Source organism: Algoriphagus aurantiacus, assembly GCF_035156405.1.
GTDB classification, from domain to species: Bacteria; Bacteroidota; Bacteroidia; order Cytophagales; family Cyclobacteriaceae; genus Algoriphagus; species Algoriphagus aurantiacus.
Map to the genome: position 1 here is coordinate 16,676 of NZ_JAXRUT010000015.1, position 15,929 is coordinate 32,604.

19 protein-coding genes are annotated in these 15,929 nt (G+C 40.0%); 14 read left to right on the top strand and 5 right to left on the bottom strand.

Going from position 1 to position 15,929, the window contains the following annotated elements; genetic code table 11:
• The first annotated feature begins 82 nt into the window (after nucleotides 1–82).
• The 8 genes from ubiE (at nucleotide 83) to SYJ56_RS15170 (ending at nucleotide 6,762) form a co-directional block, all read left to right on the top strand.
• A complete protein-coding gene (gene ubiE / locus SYJ56_RS15135; RefSeq protein ID WP_323835494.1) occupies nucleotides 83–805 on the top strand; it encodes a bifunctional demethylmenaquinone methyltransferase/2-methoxy-6-polyprenyl-1,4-benzoquinol methylase UbiE in 723 nt (240 codons plus the stop codon).
• Nucleotides 754–1,566: a type IX secretion/gliding motility protein PorT/SprT gene (gene porT / locus SYJ56_RS15140; protein WP_323835495.1), complete on the top strand. Its 813-nt coding sequence runs from the start codon at nucleotides 754–756 to the stop codon at nucleotides 1,564–1,566. The genes ubiE and porT overlap by 52 nt, the downstream gene beginning before the upstream one ends.
• A gap of 96 nt (nucleotides 1,567–1,662) precedes the next feature.
• Nucleotides 1,663–2,421, top strand: coding sequence for an SDR family NAD(P)-dependent oxidoreductase (locus SYJ56_RS15145; protein ID WP_323835496.1), 759 nt, complete (start codon nucleotides 1,663–1,665; stop codon nucleotides 2,419–2,421).
• Between the two features lie 2 nt (nucleotides 2,422–2,423).
• The gene (locus tag SYJ56_RS15150; protein WP_416377804.1) at nucleotides 2,424–3,173 is read left to right on the top strand and encodes a M15 family metallopeptidase; all 750 of its coding nucleotides are present in this window, start codon (nucleotides 2,424–2,426) and stop codon (nucleotides 3,171–3,173) included.
• A gap of 69 nt (nucleotides 3,174–3,242) precedes the next feature.
• Nucleotides 3,243–3,977: a ThuA domain-containing protein gene (locus tag SYJ56_RS15155; RefSeq protein WP_323835498.1), complete on the top strand. Its 735-nt coding sequence runs from the start codon at nucleotides 3,243–3,245 to the stop codon at nucleotides 3,975–3,977.
• Between the two features lie 77 nt (nucleotides 3,978–4,054).
• Nucleotides 4,055–4,636, top strand: coding sequence for a NifU family protein (locus SYJ56_RS15160; protein WP_283414722.1), 582 nt, complete (start codon nucleotides 4,055–4,057; stop codon nucleotides 4,634–4,636).
• Between the two features lie 11 nt (nucleotides 4,637–4,647).
• Nucleotides 4,648–5,721 carry a DUF3810 domain-containing protein gene (locus tag SYJ56_RS15165; RefSeq protein ID WP_323835500.1) on the top strand — a complete coding sequence of 358 codons (1,074 nt, stop codon included), beginning with the start codon at nucleotides 4,648–4,650 and terminating at the stop codon, nucleotides 5,719–5,721.
• 141 nt (nucleotides 5,722–5,862) lie between these two features.
• Nucleotides 5,863–6,762 carry a hypothetical protein gene (locus tag SYJ56_RS15170; RefSeq protein WP_323835501.1) on the top strand — a complete coding sequence of 300 codons (900 nt, stop codon included), beginning with the start codon at nucleotides 5,863–5,865 and terminating at the stop codon, nucleotides 6,760–6,762.
• Here SYJ56_RS15170 and SYJ56_RS15175 read toward each other — a convergent pair.
• Entirely contained in the window at nucleotides 6,753–7,664 is a 912-nt protein-coding gene (locus SYJ56_RS15175) for a DMT family transporter (RefSeq protein WP_323835502.1), read from the bottom strand. The two genes, SYJ56_RS15170 and SYJ56_RS15175, sit on opposite strands and share 10 nt — an antisense overlap.
• 554 nt (nucleotides 7,665–8,218) lie before the next feature.
• Nucleotides 8,219–9,208 (bottom strand): tRNA dihydrouridine synthase DusB, encoded by a 990-nt coding sequence (gene dusB / locus SYJ56_RS15180; RefSeq protein WP_323835503.1) that lies wholly within the window; start codon nucleotides 9,206–9,208, stop codon nucleotides 8,219–8,221.
• Between the two features lie 37 nt (nucleotides 9,209–9,245).
• On the opposite strand from dusB, the gene SYJ56_RS15185 reads away from it, so the two are divergent.
• From SYJ56_RS15185 to SYJ56_RS15200, 4 genes are all read left to right on the top strand, one after another.
• Entirely contained in the window at nucleotides 9,246–10,196 is a 951-nt protein-coding gene (locus SYJ56_RS15185) for a CPBP family intramembrane glutamic endopeptidase (RefSeq protein WP_323835504.1), read from the top strand.
• Entirely contained in the window at nucleotides 10,171–10,377 is a 207-nt protein-coding gene (locus SYJ56_RS15190; protein WP_323835505.1) for a putative signal transducing protein, read from the top strand. The genes SYJ56_RS15185 and SYJ56_RS15190 overlap by 26 nt, the downstream gene beginning before the upstream one ends.
• Nucleotides 10,361–11,200 (top strand): phosphatidate cytidylyltransferase, encoded by an 840-nt coding sequence (locus SYJ56_RS15195; RefSeq protein ID WP_323835506.1) that lies wholly within the window; start codon nucleotides 10,361–10,363, stop codon nucleotides 11,198–11,200. Before SYJ56_RS15190 ends, SYJ56_RS15195 begins: the two co-directional genes overlap by 17 nt.
• A 70-nt stretch (nucleotides 11,201–11,270) precedes the next feature.
• Nucleotides 11,271–12,548, top strand: a complete 1,278-nt coding sequence (locus tag SYJ56_RS15200; protein ID WP_323835507.1) for a Glu/Leu/Phe/Val family dehydrogenase — start codon at nucleotides 11,271–11,273, stop codon at nucleotides 12,546–12,548.
• Between the two features lie 542 nt (nucleotides 12,549–13,090).
• Here the strand turns inward: SYJ56_RS15200 and SYJ56_RS15205 are convergent.
• Complete coding sequence (locus tag SYJ56_RS15205; RefSeq protein WP_323835508.1) at nucleotides 13,091–13,480, bottom strand: hypothetical protein; 390 nt, start codon at nucleotides 13,478–13,480, stop codon at nucleotides 13,091–13,093.
• A gap of 57 nt (nucleotides 13,481–13,537) precedes the next feature.
• Entirely contained in the window at nucleotides 13,538–13,780 is a 243-nt protein-coding gene (locus SYJ56_RS15210) for a hypothetical protein (RefSeq protein ID WP_323835509.1), read from the bottom strand.
• Nucleotides 13,781–13,997: 217 nt separating this feature from the next.
• Here SYJ56_RS15210 and SYJ56_RS15215 point away from each other — a divergent pair, with 217 nt between their 5' ends.
• Nucleotides 13,998–14,657: a phosphatidylserine decarboxylase family protein gene (locus SYJ56_RS15215; protein ID WP_323835510.1), complete on the top strand. Its 660-nt coding sequence runs from the start codon at nucleotides 13,998–14,000 to the stop codon at nucleotides 14,655–14,657.
• 72 nt (nucleotides 14,658–14,729) lie between these two features.
• Nucleotides 14,730–15,233, top strand: a complete 504-nt coding sequence (locus tag SYJ56_RS15220; RefSeq protein WP_323835511.1) for a hypothetical protein — start codon at nucleotides 14,730–14,732, stop codon at nucleotides 15,231–15,233.
• On the opposite strand, the gene SYJ56_RS15225 is transcribed toward SYJ56_RS15220, so the two are convergent.
• Nucleotides 15,230–15,703, bottom strand: coding sequence for a Clp protease ClpB (locus tag SYJ56_RS15225; RefSeq protein WP_323835512.1), 474 nt, complete (start codon nucleotides 15,701–15,703; stop codon nucleotides 15,230–15,232). The two genes, SYJ56_RS15220 and SYJ56_RS15225, sit on opposite strands and share 4 nt — an antisense overlap.
• Nucleotides 15,704–15,929: the final 226 nt, after the last annotated feature.

The following is a 15,929-nucleotide window of genomic DNA, read 5'->3' on the forward strand; positions in this document are numbered from 1 at the left end:
GAGGTAAGGCAAGACGAATCGGAACATTTTTCCATTCCTCGTGTTTCTTCGCTATTATTGCTCCCTCAAAGACAGAATTCCGATGGCCGTAGTACCTTACAAAGACAAGCAAGATTCCAAAAAAGATCAGGTTGCTGAGATGTTTAATAACATCTCTGGCAAATATGATTTGCTCAATCATGTTCTCAGCATGGGGATTGATATCACTTGGCGCAGAAAAGCAATTAAATATCTGAAAGAGGATAAACCAAAATTGATTCTGGATATTGCTACGGGTACGGGAGATTTTGCGATTGAAGCACTTTCCTTGAATCCTGATAAAATCATCGGAGTTGATATTTCGGAGGGGATGCTGGAAGAGGGGCGCAAAAAAATAAAGAAAAAAGGTCTGGAGGATAAAATCGAGCTTCAGCTTGGTGATTCCGAAGGCTTGCTTTTCGAAGATAATAAGTTTGATGCGGTCATCGTTTCTTTTGGAGTCAGGAACTTTGAAAACTTGGAGAAAGGATTAGCCGATATGTATCGGGTACTGAAGCCAGGAGGTAAAGTGGTGATATTGGAATTTAGCAAACCGAGAAAAGCTCCTATGAAGCAGGCTTATGCCTTTTATTCCAAGGCTATTCTTCCTCAAATCGGCAAAATTGTATCCAAAGACAATTCTGCCTATACCTATCTTCCTGAGTCAGTACAGGCCTTTCCGGATGGAATGGATTTCCTGAGAATTATGAATAATGTCGGATTCACTAGCAACCTATGCAAACCACTCACATTTGGAATAAGCTCAATCTACGTAGGCACAAAGTAGTACTACTTAGTTTAGTGTTTTTCGTTGCGGCCATTCCGGCGTTTGGCCAGGGTATGTTTGGACTCTCATCTACGGCTGGTTCTGATGATCGTACACTTTCCTATGGGTTTTTCCTTGCGTCTCATAACAGCACGCTGCGGCTGAAATATACGGATGAGTTTCTGAGCCAAACGGCAAATAGTACCAATCCATTTTCAAGTGTTAGGAGTATTCAGACGAAGTTTTCCCCTGGCTTTTCGCTAGGATTTATTGGCATTCTGAGATTCCACGATCAGGTGCAGTTGCTTTTTACTCCAAAAGTGGGCTTCTATGAGTATAAGACAGAGGTGAGCTATTTTGATAATCAAGTAGATGTAGAATTGATAGGAGGTGATGTGATTGTAAGCTCTGAGGATCTTGGGAAAGTTATCGAATACAGTTCCGAAGCGACAATGGTAGAATTGCCTTTGCTTTTCAAATACCGTTCACTAAGATTTAACAATACACGCATGTACTTTCTCGGAGGTGCAAGCTATCAGTTTCGTACCAAAGGTCAGGATGAGGCGAACGTGGACGAGATTGTGATGACAGGAAGGGATGTCTCACTAGAAGCTGGAATGGGATTCGAGATTTATTTCAAATATTTCAAGTTTGCCCCTGAGATTCGTTTTTCCCACGGTCTGATGAATGCTTATCAAGCAGAAAATACGCGTTCGGATCTTCAAGATGCAATTTCCTCAATTAAAAGAAAGAGTATTACACTATATCTGAATTTTCAGTAAAATACACTACTGACGTTATAGCCTATAGAAATGGGTGCTTGGAATAATCCAAACTTTTTGATTTTAGCCTAACTCTATTTCTGTTTATCTTTCAGCATGAATAATAAAATTGCCTTAATCACTGGGGCAACTTCCGGAATCGGAAGAGCTGCTGCGATTACACTTGCCAAAATAGGATTTGACATTATCGCTACAGGAAGACGTGGAAATCGTCTGGAGGATCTCAAGTCAGAACTTCCCAAGGGGGTTGATTTTTTGCCTTTAGTATTCGATGTACGTGATAGAGGAAAAGTGCTGGAAATTATCGACAATCTACCCGGGCGATGGAAATCCATCGATGTGCTGATCAATAATGCCGGAAATGCCCATGGAATCGACCCAGTTCATACTGCCAATCTAGACGATTGGGACGCGATGATGGATATCAATGTGAAAGGACTTTTGTATGTGTCCAGAGCCATTATTCCCGGAATGACAGAGCGGAAATCAGGAATGATTATCAATATAGGATCTATTGCGGGTAAGGAAGTTTATCCCAATGGCAGTGTCTATTGCGGAAGCAAGCATGCCGTAGATGCAATCACTAAAGGGATGAGGTTAGACTTGAATCCATTTGGGATTCGCGTGGTAGCGATTCACCCGGGTTTGGTAGAAACTGAGTTTTCCTTGGTAAGATTTAAGGGTGATGAAAGTCGGGCAGAGACTGTTTATCATGGAATCGAGCCACTGGTCGCTCAGGATATTGCGGATATCGTGGAATTTGCGGTAACTAGACCTCCGCATGTGACAATTGCAGATGTGGTGGTTTTACCAACTGCACAGGCTTCGGCCACAATAGTAAAACGAGATTCCTGACCGTGAGCAAATTCTATTTTCCATTATTATTACTATTGGCTGCCTGCGGGACTACTCAGAAGAGCGATCAGGAAGTTTTCTCCGAGCAGCAGCGGGAAGTATTGGACCCTGTAAAGGACATTGAGTTGGAAGCAAAAAAGTCTGAATTGGAAGAGAAATTGATTGCCCAAGGTTTGGTGGATGTGAAGGAAGAAATCCCTGATATTAAAGTTGAGTTGAAATATTCGACAACTGATAATTTCTTTAAGAAGGATGTTTACGGAGACTTGACCAAAGCTTTTCTTCAGCCAGAAGTGGCTGAGCGCTTAAAAAAAGCTCAGGAAATGCTACAAAGTGAATACCCCGATTATACCCTTTTGGTCTATGATGGCGTTCGGCCATTAAGTGTTCAGCAGATTCTATGGGATAATCTAGACAAGCCTGACAGCTTAAAGCCGCTATATGTCGCGGACCCTAAAAAAGGAAGCTTGCATAATTTCGGTGTTGCTGTGGATTTGACCATATTTGATATGAAAGCTGATTCCACATTGGATATGGGGACCAGCTATGATTATTTTGGCTATCCAGCATATCCGGATCGTGAAGGACAAATGCTCTCTGAAGGGAAACTTACGGAGGTTCATATTGCCAATCGAGAGATTTTGCGGAATGTTATGGTGACAAGCGGCTTCACTGGAATTGGATCGGAATGGTGGCATTTCAATGCATTCAGCAGAAATGAAGCTGGAGAAAAGTTTGAAATTATCAATTGATATGAGTAATTATCAATATTTAAATATTCAGTTTTTAATAGTTAACAACAACCCAATAAATCAAATCCTATGAACTTAAAACGTACAATTTTAGCCCTTGGGCTTATTTTCAGTGTAATATGGGTTGCTCCTGCCCAGCAATTTAGAGCGCTGGTGTTTAGTAAAACTGCCGGCTTTCGCCATCAATCTATATCTGATGCTGTGGTCGCATTGAAGAAAATGGGAAAGACCGATGTTTTCAATGTGTACACGACTGAAGATGCGGGAGAATTTACAGATGAGAAACTCGCAAAATATGATGTGGTTATTTTGACTACCACCACTGGTACCATCTTCAATGACGAGCAGAAAGCTGCTTTTCAGCGATTTGTACAAAGTGGAAAAGGGGTTGTAGGGATTCATTCGGCCACTGATACCGAATATGAATGGCCTTGGTATAACAAGATGATTGGAGCTTATTTCCTTTCTCATCCGGCTCAGCAAACCGTAAGACTTGAAGTAGTGGATCAGACGCATCCATCGACTTGGCATTTGCCGAAAAACTGGTTGTGGACAGATGAATTGTATGAATTCAGAGAAATCAATCCAGATATCAAGGTCTTGATCAAAGCGGATGAAAGCACCTACAAAGTGGCCAAAGGAAATGGTGATAACCATCCAATGGCTTGGTACCATGAATATGACGGTGGAAGAGTATTCTACACTGCGCTAGGCCATGTGGAATCTGCTTGGGAAGATCCGACTTTCTTGAAGCACATTTATGGCGGGATTTGGTATGCAGCTACTGGAGAGCCATATAAATAATACATTTGTAGGGAAAATCTGATTTGCTGGAACTTAATGCCGGCAAATCGGTTTTCTAAACAAACATCAAGATTATCATGCTACAAGCACAAGCAAGACCAGTTCACCTCTACATGGAGGCCAATCCAAATCCCAATTCCCTGAAATTTGTTGCCAACTTTATGTTGGTGGACGAGGGAGTAAGCTTTGATTTCCCTGATGCAGAAAGTGCCAAAATCAGTCCGCTGGCTCAAGAACTATTTAATTTTGCAGCTGTGGAGCGAGTTTTTATAGCTTCTAATTTTGTGACTGTCACTAAGTCTGAAAGTGTAGAGTGGGCTGAGATTCAGGGTATCGTTCGTGATCATATTAAGCAATATTTGGAAGCAGGTAAAGCACCGGTTCCTGTTGCTTTTGAAAAGGATCCACTTTTCGATGAGAATGATTCTGAAGTGGTGAAAAAAATCAAAGGAATTTTGGACGAATATATTCGGCCAGCTGTGGAGCAGGATGGAGGAGCGATTGTATTTCATTCATTCCATGAGGGAGTAGTGAAAGTCCAATTGCAAGGCTCTTGCTCTGGCTGTCCTTCTAGTACTGTGACGTTGAAAGCCGGAATTCAAAACCTACTTACCAGAATGCTTCCTGAAGTGAAGGAAGTGGTAGCAGAGGGAGTTTAAGCTGTTTTCTTATGGGTAAGAGAGATTGGTCTTGGGCGATTCTTGGAGTTATTGCTTTGGGAATACGCTATTTAGCAGCTCAAAACCCTGACGCAACCGATAATATTTACTCTAGAATTTTCTTTCCGGGAATCCGGAATATAATTGATATAACGCTGGGAAGATTGCCTTTTCCCAGCGTTTATTTGTTTATAGTTTCCGTGCTTTTAGTCTTAGGAGTATACATTTTTAGACTTATCAAGCGCAAAGGATGGAAGTGGAAATTGTTTTACACTTTCCGAGCACTTGCAAATGGGCTTGGAGCCTTAGTCTTCTTTTTTCTTTTTCTATGGGGATTCAATTATCAGCGGACTCCAATAGTGCAACAGTTAGCACTTAGTCCGCGTGCTATGAATTTGGAGGAGCTGAAAAACGAAGTGTTGATTACTCAACGCTTGGTGCAGCAATACCGGAATTTCATTACTCAGGACACAGTTGCAATTGAAGAAATTTTACCTTACCCTGAACTGGAAAAGCTTGTGCGGGAAAATATCGCCGACAATCTCGATATGTTGGGGTTGAATTTCACTGGAAGACCAAGGACAAAGCTTTTTCCACCTCCCGGATTTATGCGGAAAATGGGTATTCTCGGTATTTATTTCCCTTTTACAGGGGAAAGCTACATCGATCCTACTTTGCATGCACTTGAGCAACCGTTCACGGTGGCACATGAAATGGCGCACAGTTATGGAGTTACGGACGAGGGTGAAGCAAATTTTATTGCCTGGGTGATCTGCACCAATAGTGATGATCCACTTTTGCGCTATTCAGGCCAATTGCGGTTGTTAACCTATCAAATCCGTGACTATTATAGAATGGCACCGGAAGATTATAAGGAATGGGTGAAAACCTTGGATAGAGGAGTACGAAACGATCTCATTTCCTTACAGAAAGCAAGTGAAGCATTTAAGGCTTATTCGCTCGAATTGAGCAGAAAGACCAATGATGTGTTCCTAAAAACTCAAGGGGTAAAAGCTGGAATCAATAGCTATCAACAATTGCCTAAGCTAGCTTTTGCCTGGAGAGAGCGGATGAAGTGGGAGTAAAGGCACTAAAAGATTCTTATAATTTTTTCATATTTAGTTTGAGGGGATTTCACAAAATTACTATTTTGGCAGAGGGTGAATTATATCCTTTACGCTAGCTATCTAGCAGAGTTATTCCAGTTTCTACTCAAACATTAAAATATGCGTTCATTTCTAGTATTTATAATTTTTTGCTCAAGTAGCATGCCCGGTATGGCTCAAATCACTTTGGAGTCAGAAAGGAAAGAAGGTGGTGCCATAGAGATATATGCTATGAATGCATCCCAAGTTCCCTATACGATATTGATTGATTTTTCTGAGCTTACGAATATACTCCCTGTTGGATCTTCAGGATTGGTAATAGCACGTCCTGGCAGATCCAAAGTGTCTTCACTAAAACCTAGGACTGAAGGTCAGGCAACCAATTTGCGCTACACCTATTCCTTCGTTAAGGGAGATTACTTTGCTAAGTCTAAAAGTGAACCAGTTTATTTGATCCCTTTACCGGAAGGGACTATCGCGACAGGCATTCGTATGACTCACATCGAAAATCGTCTCCAGCCGAAGGAGGAGAATAAAGAGTATGTAGGTGTTTCTTTTAGTTTTGGCTTACCTACCGAGATTGTGGCTCCTCGCAAAGGAGTCGTTTCAGAGATTAGTATGGATAAATATGCTGAAAAGAATAATCTGGATTTTGACAGGGGTGAAAACTACATTGAGCTTTTTCATGAGGATGGATCCCTGACCAAGATAATGGTACTGAGGCCTGGAAGTGAAAAAGTGAAACTTGGTCAACTGGTTTTTCCTGGTGATGTTATCGCAGAGTCAGCCGGTGAAGATTATAACTCTGGCTTTCACGTAAGATTAGCCAATATGAAACCTGCGAAGGACGGGAAAGCTAAGCTTAAGTATGAAATGACTCCCATGAAGTTTATCTCTAAGGAAGGGGAGTCAGACTTAGCCAAAAGCCAAGAACTGACGGTGGTGCACCCAGAGGAATTGATCACTGTAGAAATGAGTAAAAGGGAGAAGAAGGCTTTTGTGGCTGAAAATCAAGACTGAACCACCTTTTTCTTATTCCCGAACCAAACACCTAAAATTACAGCTACAATCCCTACGTAGTGCCCTATTAGCAAAACTTCCCCGTCAAGCACACCCCAGAAGATGGCCACAATCGGAATAATGTAGGTCACTGAAGCAGCAAAGACAGGAGTGGCGGTCTTTACCATCACATTAAAAATAATCAGTGCTATTGCAGTACCCATTACTCCCAATAGGGTGACATATCCCAACGCTGGTATCGCACCGTCCACATTTACTACTTTGTAAGAAAACTGAGTGCCAGCCATCAGGTAGATCAATGCCATGGGCAAAACCATAATCAAGGAAATCGCGGTAATTTCTATGGGTTTGAGTTTTTGGAAACGGTATTTGATAATATTCAGGTTGAACCCATAACAGATACAAGCTAAGATCACATAGAATGCATGTGAGTTGATATCAGCAAAAGCACCGAATCCAGCCCCTTCTTTGACAGTCACCAATATGAAAACTCCAATAAATGCAATGGCTAAGCCTATTCCATTTCGGCGGGTAATTTTGGAATTGAAAAATAAAGCACCGATCACGACCACAGCAAGTGGAGTGAGAGCATTGAGGACACCTGTTAAGGAGCTACTTAGTTGAGTCTGGGCTTTTGCAAAAAGAAAAGCAGGAATAAAACTCCCTACCAATCCCACGATGATCAGATTTTTGATCTGGGTTTTATCAAGATTTTTAATTCTTGGGATAGAAAGCGGCAATAGGAATGTGGCAGCAGCCACAATTCTATAAGCGCCAACTTCTCCTGCTGAAAATACTTCCAATCCTCTTTTGATGAGGATAAATGAGCTGCCCCAAATCAGAGACAAAAGAATGAGTAAACCCCAGTTTTTGAGATTGCTGTCGGTGGTGGTAGTGGACATCGGCTATGACAGAGGATTGTCTGCTTTGCAAAGGAAGCAAAACCAAGAAAAGTTTCTTACTTAGAGCGGAGGAAAATTGTAAGTTAGACATCAACTGACAGATATCTTTACTTTGGGAAAAGTAAACGGGTTATAGTATTCGTGTAGCAAGCTGAACAGGCAATAAAAAAGTGTTTGAGGATGGATAAATTAAGAGATTTTTATATGAGTGAAAACCAAAAACGAATATTAGAACAACAGCTTTAGAATATAGCCATACAAGTTTTAAAAATTAAAGTTTTTAGGGTTATGACCATTTTTAAATCAAGTTTATTGTTCTTCTTAAGGTTGTAACCACAAATAAAATGATCGCAAGAATATCCTATTTCGGACGATTAAGGGAATCAATTGAAGGTGTGCAACCTATCCATCTATCCGATTTTTTGTTTCGTACCTTCTAATTCAATGAATACTGACTTAAATCAAGCAGGCTTTTCCGGAGTGTCACCAGGCTTAGAATAGTGGTAAAGTTGAAGCAAACACTACAACTTTACCATTATTCATCTTGATCACTTCTAAAAAACGTGATCCGCATAGACATCAGAGACTTGTTCTAAAATCTCACAAACATGTTCATAAGTTTCAGCAGTAACCATTTCAGCACGATATTGTTTGAAATTTGGCATTCCCCGGAAGTAGTTTGTGTAGTGTCTTCTCATTTCTAGGATCCCGAGTTTTGGACCTTTCCATTCTACGGAAAAATCCAAGTGCTTTTTAGCGACAGCAATTCTTTCTTCCAGCCCAGGAGCGGCAAGTTTTTCTCCAGTGGCAAGAAAATGCTTGATCTCATTGAAAATCCACGGGTATCCGATAGATGCCCTACCGATCATCATGCCATCGACGTTGTACTTATTCTTGTATTCCAGCGCCTTCTTGGGTGAATCTATATCTCCGTTTCCAAAGACAGGAATATATAAACGTGAATTTTCTTTCACCTTGTTCAAGTAACTCCAGTCAGCTTCTCCCTTGTACATCTGCTTTCGTGTACGTGCATGAATACTGATAGCCTGAATTCCTACGTCCTGAAGCCGCTCTGCTACTTCCACTATGCGGATGGTGTCATTGTCCCAACCTAGTCGGGTTTTAACTGTCACAGGGATGTTTACAGCTCTTACGATCTCGGCTGTCATAGAGACCATCTTGTCGATGTCTAAGAGTATTCCAGCTCCGGCGCCTTTGCACGCTACCTTGTTAACGGGACAACCATAATTGATATCCAGGATATCTGGTCTGGCTTCTTCCACGATAGCTGCTGCCTCACGCATGGAGTCAATTTCATTGCCGAAGATCTGAATCCCAATAGGCTTCTCATAATCGAAAATATCAAGCTTTGCTATGCTCTTTGCAGCGTCGCGAATCAAGCCTTCTGAGCTGATAAACTCCGTGTACATCAGGTCGGCACCATTTTGTTTGCAGACTGCCCTGAACGGTGGATCACTCACATCTTCCATTGGTGCAAGCAACAATGGGAACTCCCCTAACTCCAAGTTTCCTATCTTAACCACTTCTTATTTTAAATTTGCGCGTAAATTTACCTCAATTATGGAGATATACGAAACGGAAACAGAAATTGCCAAGAGAAAGAGTTGGCTTTTGTCCTTGGTAGTCACTGTTTTAGTGTCTATTGGAGTCTTAATCATCTTACAGGTCGCCGCACTTGCTTTAGCGCCGTTTCTTTTCAATATCTCGATTCCAGAGATTATGGGACTGATGACAGGGGATTATTCACCCAATAATGGTCGAATGGCGATGTTTTTTATTCAGGGAATCGGATCTGGGATTGGGTTTTGGGTAGCAGCATATGTGATCATGCATTTTGTGGACAGAGCCAATCTGCATTGGGAAGTTCAATTACCCAGGTTTAATGGTAAAGGAGCTGGATTGGTCATATTGCTCACAATAGGCGGAATGCTTTTCAATAGCCTTTTAATCCATCTTAATTCCATGCTGGTTTTGCCGGAGTTTATGTCAGGAATGGAAGTTTGGATGAAAGAGATGGAGCAGCAACTCATGGAACTCACAGAGTTCATGACCGATTTTCAGACAATTCCCGAGCTATTAACAGGGGTTTTGGTGATCGGTGTACTTGCCGGAATTGGCGAGGAGATGTTTTTCAGAGGATTGATTCAGCCTAAGATGCAGTTATATACCGGAAATGAACACGTTGGAATCTGGCTTACAGCATTTATCTTCTCTGCAATTCATGTTCAGTTTTATGGTTTCCTGCCTCGGTTATTTTTAGGAGGGATGTTTGGTTACCTTTATTATTATTCTGGAAGCCTCACATATCCTATATTAGCTCATATAGTAAATAATACCTTTACTATATTGTTGGTCTATGCTTCAAATGAAGGGATGATAGATTTTGATGTTGAATCGACAGATACAATATCTTATCCTGTAGCTATTTTAGGCTTATTAGTTCTTTTGGCTGGAATCTTTTACTTTAAGAAAATAAATAAACCCAATGGAGAACTGGAACAAGGTGTTTGAAAGCCCTATGCAAGTGAGAGCTGAAATTGTCAAAGGAGTCTTGGAAGAGCATCAAATACAAGCTGTTATATTAAATAAAAAAGAAACCGTTTATCAGATTTTTGGAAACTACGAGGTGCATGTGCAGCGAGAAGATTTGATGTTGGCTAATAACCTAATCCAGAATGAGATCACGTTTTAGTATCAATAATTACAGTAATCTGGGGCAGAGAGCCATCACTGCATTGTTTGGAGCATTGGTTATAGTGGGGGGGTGCATTTATTCTGACTATACCTATTTTCTGGTTTTTGCAGGGATTTTAGGGTTTTCCCAAATGGAGTTTTATAAGCTCAGCGGATTGGACGGGATGCTACCGCTGAAGAGCTTTGGTACTTTTCTGGGACTGATGATATTCTGTCTGACCTTTATGGTGGAGAAGGAGCATCTACCCATCGAATATTTCTTTTTCATCTTTCCAATTGTCTCACTTACTTTTTTTATTAAGCTTTATCGTAAAACAGATAAAAAACCTTTCACGGGCGTTGCGTATACCTTTTTAGGTCTATTTTATGTGGCAGTACCCTTTTCATTGCTAAATCTTGCCGTATTTTCAGTAGGAGCCACCTATAATTATCAGATTATCATTGGCTGTCTTTTGATTCTCTGGGCCAGCGATACTGGAGCTTATTTTGCGGGAACAAAATTTGGTAAGACTAAGTTATTCGAACGGGTTTCCCCAAAAAAATCATGGGAAGGATTTTTGGGAGGAGCATTTTCAGCAATAGGAGTTGCTTTTGTCCTGACACGATATTTCCATGTGATAGATGATTGGAAATGGTTAGTAATTGCCGGAATTATAATTATTGCAGGCACTTATGGAGATCTGATTGAGTCGCTTTTTAAGCGGTCTATAGAAATCAAGGATTCTGGAAAGGGACTTCCTGGGCATGGGGGGTTTATGGATCGTTTTGACGGATTGTTACTTTCAGCCCCATTTATCACTGCCTTTTTGAAAATATTCTAATTTTAGACCCTGTTGATTGAAAATCTGCTTAATATTACACCGCATTTGAATAACTAAATCAAACCCGAATATGGCTTACATTGAACCGGCTCCGATCAAGGATAAAGAGAATCCTTTGGAGTCAATGATGGAAAGATTCAACATTGCAGCTGAAAAGCTTGGCCTCTCCGATGAGGTGTACAATGTTCTGAAAAATCCAGCCAAACAAGTAATCGTATCCCTTCCTATCACGATGGACAGTGGAAAAATCCAAGTCTTTGAAGGTATTCGAGTAATCCACTCTAACATTCTAGGCCCTGCAAAAGGCGGTATCCGCTTTGCTCCCGATGTTCACATCGATGAGGTCCGTGCACTAGCTGCTTGGATGACCTGGAAATGTGCCGTGGTAGACATTCCTTATGGTGGGGGTAAAGGCGGAGTGAGATGTAATCCCCGAGAGATGTCGAAGGGAGAAATCGAACGACTTGTCAGAGCATACACTATGTCGATGATAGACGTTTTTGGTCCAGATAAGGACATCCCAGCTCCGGATATGGGAACAGGTCCACGAGAAATGGCCTGGCTTATGGATGAGTATTCTAAAGCAAAAGGGATGACTGTGAGTTCGGTCGTGACCGGTAAGCCTTTAGTATTGGGTGGATCCCTTGGAAGAACCGAAGCAACTGGTCGTGGGGTAATGGTATCTGCATTGGCAGCCATGCAAAAACTGAAAATCAATCCTTTTCAGGCTACCTGTGTAGTACAGGGTTTTGGAAATGTAGGATCCTGGGCAGCCAGACTCCTAGAAGAAAGAGGCTTGAAGATCGTAGCAATCTCAGATCATACCGGTGCCTTCTACAATGAGAAAGGGATAAATATCGTAGAAGCTATAGAATATAGAGATACAAACGGTGGGAATCTTGAAGGATTTTCGGGAGGTGAGAAAATGGCCATTGCCAGTGACTTACTTACTTTGGATGTGGATGTGCTCGTACCTGCAGCAGTTGAAGATGTAATTACCATTCAGAATGTAAATGATATCAAAGCAAAATTAATTGTAGAAGGTGCTAATGGCCCAACCTCCGCAAAAGCTGATGCTATCATCAACGAAAAGGGAATCATGGCCGTACCGGATATTTTGGCAAATGCTGGAGGAGTGACGGTATCTTATTTCGAATGGGTTCAAAATAGGTTGGGCTACAAATGGACTGCTGACCGCGTAAATCGCCGTTCTGATAGAATCATGAAAGATGCTTTTGATACTGTTTATCAAACTTCCCTGAAATATGAAGTGCCGATGAGAATAGCAGCTTATATCGTAGCAATCGATAAAGTTGCGAAGACATATACATACAGGGGAGGATTCTAAGCCTTTTCTATCGAAAGATTATTTTATCTTTGAGGCGTGGGGATTTCTCCACGCCTTTTAGTTTTGAAGCTTATGACTGGGAAAGCGGAAGAGCAAATAAAAATGCTGAGCTATATTTTTTGGTTAATGATCAATAAAAAAAGATTTTATACAAAAAAAGTAACAAAAATATTAATCCAATAAGGGGGCCAATTCTCTTAGACAGTGGTTTATTATCATCTTTTTCAAATACCTCACCTATTAATAAAATAAACAATCCCCCTCCTCCAAAAATTGAGGCAATAAGAAGAAACGCTACTATCAAATCACTCATATATCCTTTTATTAAAAAAATAAAGATATGAGACTATTCGACAAATTGAAATATTCTATTTATCCCTAGTTGACCAGTTTTGCTATTAAATCACAGGTTAAAATCCATTGAAACAAATATCGGAAATGACATGCAATATTTTTAAATTTGGAATTCCTAGCCTTGTATTCTTAGTGAATATTGACAAATTCTTTTAAAAATGCACAGGGAGTTAGGAATTGTGCCAATTCTAATCTCTTTCATGAGCGGAATCAGTCTGGATTTTGAGTGCGTTCCTTATTATTTCAGATGTTTCTTGAATAGTTTCAATTTCTACTGCGTAATTTTTTAAATCGCATTGATCATCATTTACCCTATTAATGGATATTGATTTCCTTTTAAGGGAAGTCTCAATTACAATGAAATAAGGTAAATACTGTACTACAGATCTTACCTTTTGAATAAGATCGGTGAGTTTAGCAGAACAACGGAGGTTCTCAATTTCACCGTTCGATTTAATAAGTCGCACGGGCAGGTAATCTAAGCAAAGATTAATATCGAATTCTCGTATTAATATCCGACCGTTTTTACCCAAATAAGAAGCTAAACTACCAATCTCAACAAAATCAACTTTTCTCATAGTTGTTTATTGATTTCGAATTATCAACACTCTAATTCTCATTTGAGAGACAATGACTTAGGGTTGGTAGCTTTGAGTCAGAAATATGGTATCGTTTAAGCTATCAAATTCAATCTCTCTTGCTTCTTTCATCTCAATAAGAGCAATTTGAAGTTTCGTTGGATCTAAACCTTTAACGTTGCTGAGTAAATATTCTTTCGAAATAGCATTAGATTGGTCATGATTAGATTGGCCAAGGTTAGCAGTAAAGGCATGTGCCTCCGCTATACATGTTTTAATGTCTAATATTAATTTTGTCATTTTTTTGGATTTACTTTAATATCGAGAAGAACTAGGGATTTTAAAAATTAGTTCATCTATCAAGCTTTGAATTAGCTAATTTAATAGGTTGGATATTTTCATTTTTATGTGTCACTAAATGCCAGTAAATTGCACTTAAAATCAATTAGTTTATGATTAGGAATGTTCAATTGATCTCTAATTAATTATAAGTAATTGATTTAATACGACTTATGTTATGACCATACACCGCGAGGGAAGAGTTTTGTTATTTTGGCTGCTGATTATCTTAGTTGCCGGAAATTACCTGATCATCTATTTTATGCCAGATGCCAGGGTACTTTCTAATGTTGCCGTATTGGGCAGTATCGTGCTCTACCTGATTATTCTACAGTTTTTTAGAAGTCCAGTTTTCCAATTACCATCTGATGATAGCTTGGTTTATGCTCCCGTGGATGGGAAAGTAGTGGTGATTGAGGAGACTTTCGAGGGAGAGTATTTGAAAGAAAACCGAAGACAAGTGTCGATTTTCATGTCTCCCATCAATGTTCATATCACTAGATCTCCAATAGCAGGGATCGTAGAGTTTTTTCAGTATCATCCTGGCAAATACTTGGTTGCATGGCACCCAAAATCAAGTACTGAGAATGAGCGTACGACCATGGTTTTGAAACATGAGAGTGGGACTAAACTGCTGGTAAGGCAGGTTGCCGGAGCTATGGCAAGAAGAATTAAATGGTATGTGAAGCCAGGCTCAGAATTAGTTCAAGGCGGAGAATTCGGATTTATCAAATTTGGATCTCGGGTAGATGTGTTTCTTCCACTGGACGCTGAAGTTCTTGTTGGACTAGAAGACACTACCAAGGGAGGAAGAACTGCTATAGCTAGATTGAAGTAAAATTTAATGCTTGCTTGTAACGGTTGAATTATTTTTTTCGTCATAAGGTTTATCAACCAAAAAAATCTTTCCATGAAAACTGCCTATCCATTTGTATTTGTTTTCTTTTTAGTGAGTCTGGTGTCCTGTATTGAGGAAGAAGATCCAAGATCTCCACTTATCGGAACTTGGGAAAGCCGAAGTTATATGGACTCATTGGATATTTGGATTGTAGATAGTTACCGATTCAAAAGTGATAGCGTATTTGACCTTACAGCCACTGTCAGAAAAACAGAATTTGGTGAGGAATTAGGGTATAGAATGACCGCTTCTTCCTGGTATAACTTAGAAGAAAGTATTTTTCAGTACTATTATTCTGATGCGTTGATTTATTTTGGTGGGGGTGAAAATGGTCCTTTTTATGGGCCTAAAGACAAAATGAATCCAGGTATAGTTGATTTTTTCAGGGTACCAAAGGGCAAATTGACCTTTTCCAGTGATATGCGTCAATTTACTTTTCAGGAAGATTGTTGGAAAGTAAACCCAGATAATGACTGTATTGAATTTCCTTCTCAAACCTTTGTCAGGGTAGATTAGGCATTTTTTTTGCTTTTGTACACCCAATATCCCAATCCCAAAGTGGTGAGGAAAAAAATAGTGGTAGTCCATTCAAATGTTCTTCGAGTAGAGAGCATTTTTTCCATGGATTTGTCTCTTTCGGCTACGGCTCTTTTCAAAGCCTGTACATCCTTTTCTAATCTGAAAGCAATTGCCTTGTAATCTTCTCCCGTCTGGGTGGCAGTGGTAGTTTCTATATCACCGATCATTCTCAGCTCATCCATAATCAAATTGTCCTTTTGAATGATTCGCTCTAGCCATTCATTTGTTTCGATCATGTCTTTTTTGGTGCGATTGCCAAAGATTCCAGATTTTTTACTTTCTGATTCTTTCCATTGCTGGGTGAGCGCATCACGGTCACTTACCATTTTTTCCAACTTTGCTTGACCAGCCTCTGTGAATTGAGGTGTAATTAGGTTTAAAAGCAATAGAATTATGCCTGTGATCATTTTTATTGTGTGGATAAATTACTGAACATCAGAATTTTGGGACGTTCTCAAATTAGTTTTCTTTTGATAAAGAGGAATGCAAAAAGCAAATTCTGACTCAAAATAATCAAGATTGTTGATTGCAATTTCCCATGATTAAATTCTTCGAAAGAATTTTTCATGAGTTTCAATGATAAGCTGACTTTCCACTTTTATAAGCTATAATCGCTAAGAACTTTTCACTTAC

What these genes read in the sequence shown, in the direction of transcription:
- ubiE (WP_323835494.1), top strand. Translation starts at nt 83, where the DNA reads ATGGCCGTAGTACCTTACAAAGACAAGCAAGATTCCAAAAAAGATCAG.
- porT (WP_323835495.1), top strand. Translation starts at nt 754, where the DNA reads ATGCAAACCACTCACATTTGGAATAAGCTCAATCTACGTAGGCACAAA.
- SYJ56_RS15145 (WP_323835496.1), top strand. Translation starts at nt 1,663, where the DNA reads ATGAATAATAAAATTGCCTTAATCACTGGGGCAACTTCCGGAATCGGA.
- SYJ56_RS15155 (WP_323835498.1), top strand. Translation starts at nt 3,243, where the DNA reads ATGAACTTAAAACGTACAATTTTAGCCCTTGGGCTTATTTTCAGTGTA.
- SYJ56_RS15160 (WP_283414722.1), top strand. Translation starts at nt 4,055, where the DNA reads ATGCTACAAGCACAAGCAAGACCAGTTCACCTCTACATGGAGGCCAAT.
- SYJ56_RS15165 (WP_323835500.1), top strand. Translation starts at nt 4,648, where the DNA reads ATGGGTAAGAGAGATTGGTCTTGGGCGATTCTTGGAGTTATTGCTTTG.
- SYJ56_RS15170 (WP_323835501.1), top strand. Translation starts at nt 5,863, where the DNA reads ATGCGTTCATTTCTAGTATTTATAATTTTTTGCTCAAGTAGCATGCCC.
- SYJ56_RS15175 (WP_323835502.1), bottom strand. Translation starts at nt 7,664, where the DNA reads ATGTCCACTACCACCACCGACAGCAATCTCAAAAACTGGGGTTTACTC.
- SYJ56_RS15185 (WP_323835504.1), top strand. Translation starts at nt 9,246, where the DNA reads ATGGAGATATACGAAACGGAAACAGAAATTGCCAAGAGAAAGAGTTGG.
- SYJ56_RS15190 (WP_323835505.1), top strand. Translation starts at nt 10,171, where the DNA reads ATGGAGAACTGGAACAAGGTGTTTGAAAGCCCTATGCAAGTGAGAGCT.
- SYJ56_RS15195 (WP_323835506.1), top strand. Translation starts at nt 10,361, where the DNA reads ATGAGATCACGTTTTAGTATCAATAATTACAGTAATCTGGGGCAGAGA.
- SYJ56_RS15200 (WP_323835507.1), top strand. Translation starts at nt 11,271, where the DNA reads ATGGCTTACATTGAACCGGCTCCGATCAAGGATAAAGAGAATCCTTTG.
- SYJ56_RS15205 (WP_323835508.1), bottom strand. Translation starts at nt 13,480, where the DNA reads ATGAGAAAAGTTGATTTTGTTGAGATTGGTAGTTTAGCTTCTTATTTG.
- SYJ56_RS15210 (WP_323835509.1), bottom strand. Translation starts at nt 13,780, where the DNA reads ATGACAAAATTAATATTAGACATTAAAACATGTATAGCGGAGGCACAT.
- SYJ56_RS15215 (WP_323835510.1), top strand. Translation starts at nt 13,998, where the DNA reads ATGACCATACACCGCGAGGGAAGAGTTTTGTTATTTTGGCTGCTGATT.
- SYJ56_RS15220 (WP_323835511.1), top strand. Translation starts at nt 14,730, where the DNA reads ATGAAAACTGCCTATCCATTTGTATTTGTTTTCTTTTTAGTGAGTCTG.
- SYJ56_RS15225 (WP_323835512.1), bottom strand. Translation starts at nt 15,703, where the DNA reads ATGATCACAGGCATAATTCTATTGCTTTTAAACCTAATTACACCTCAA.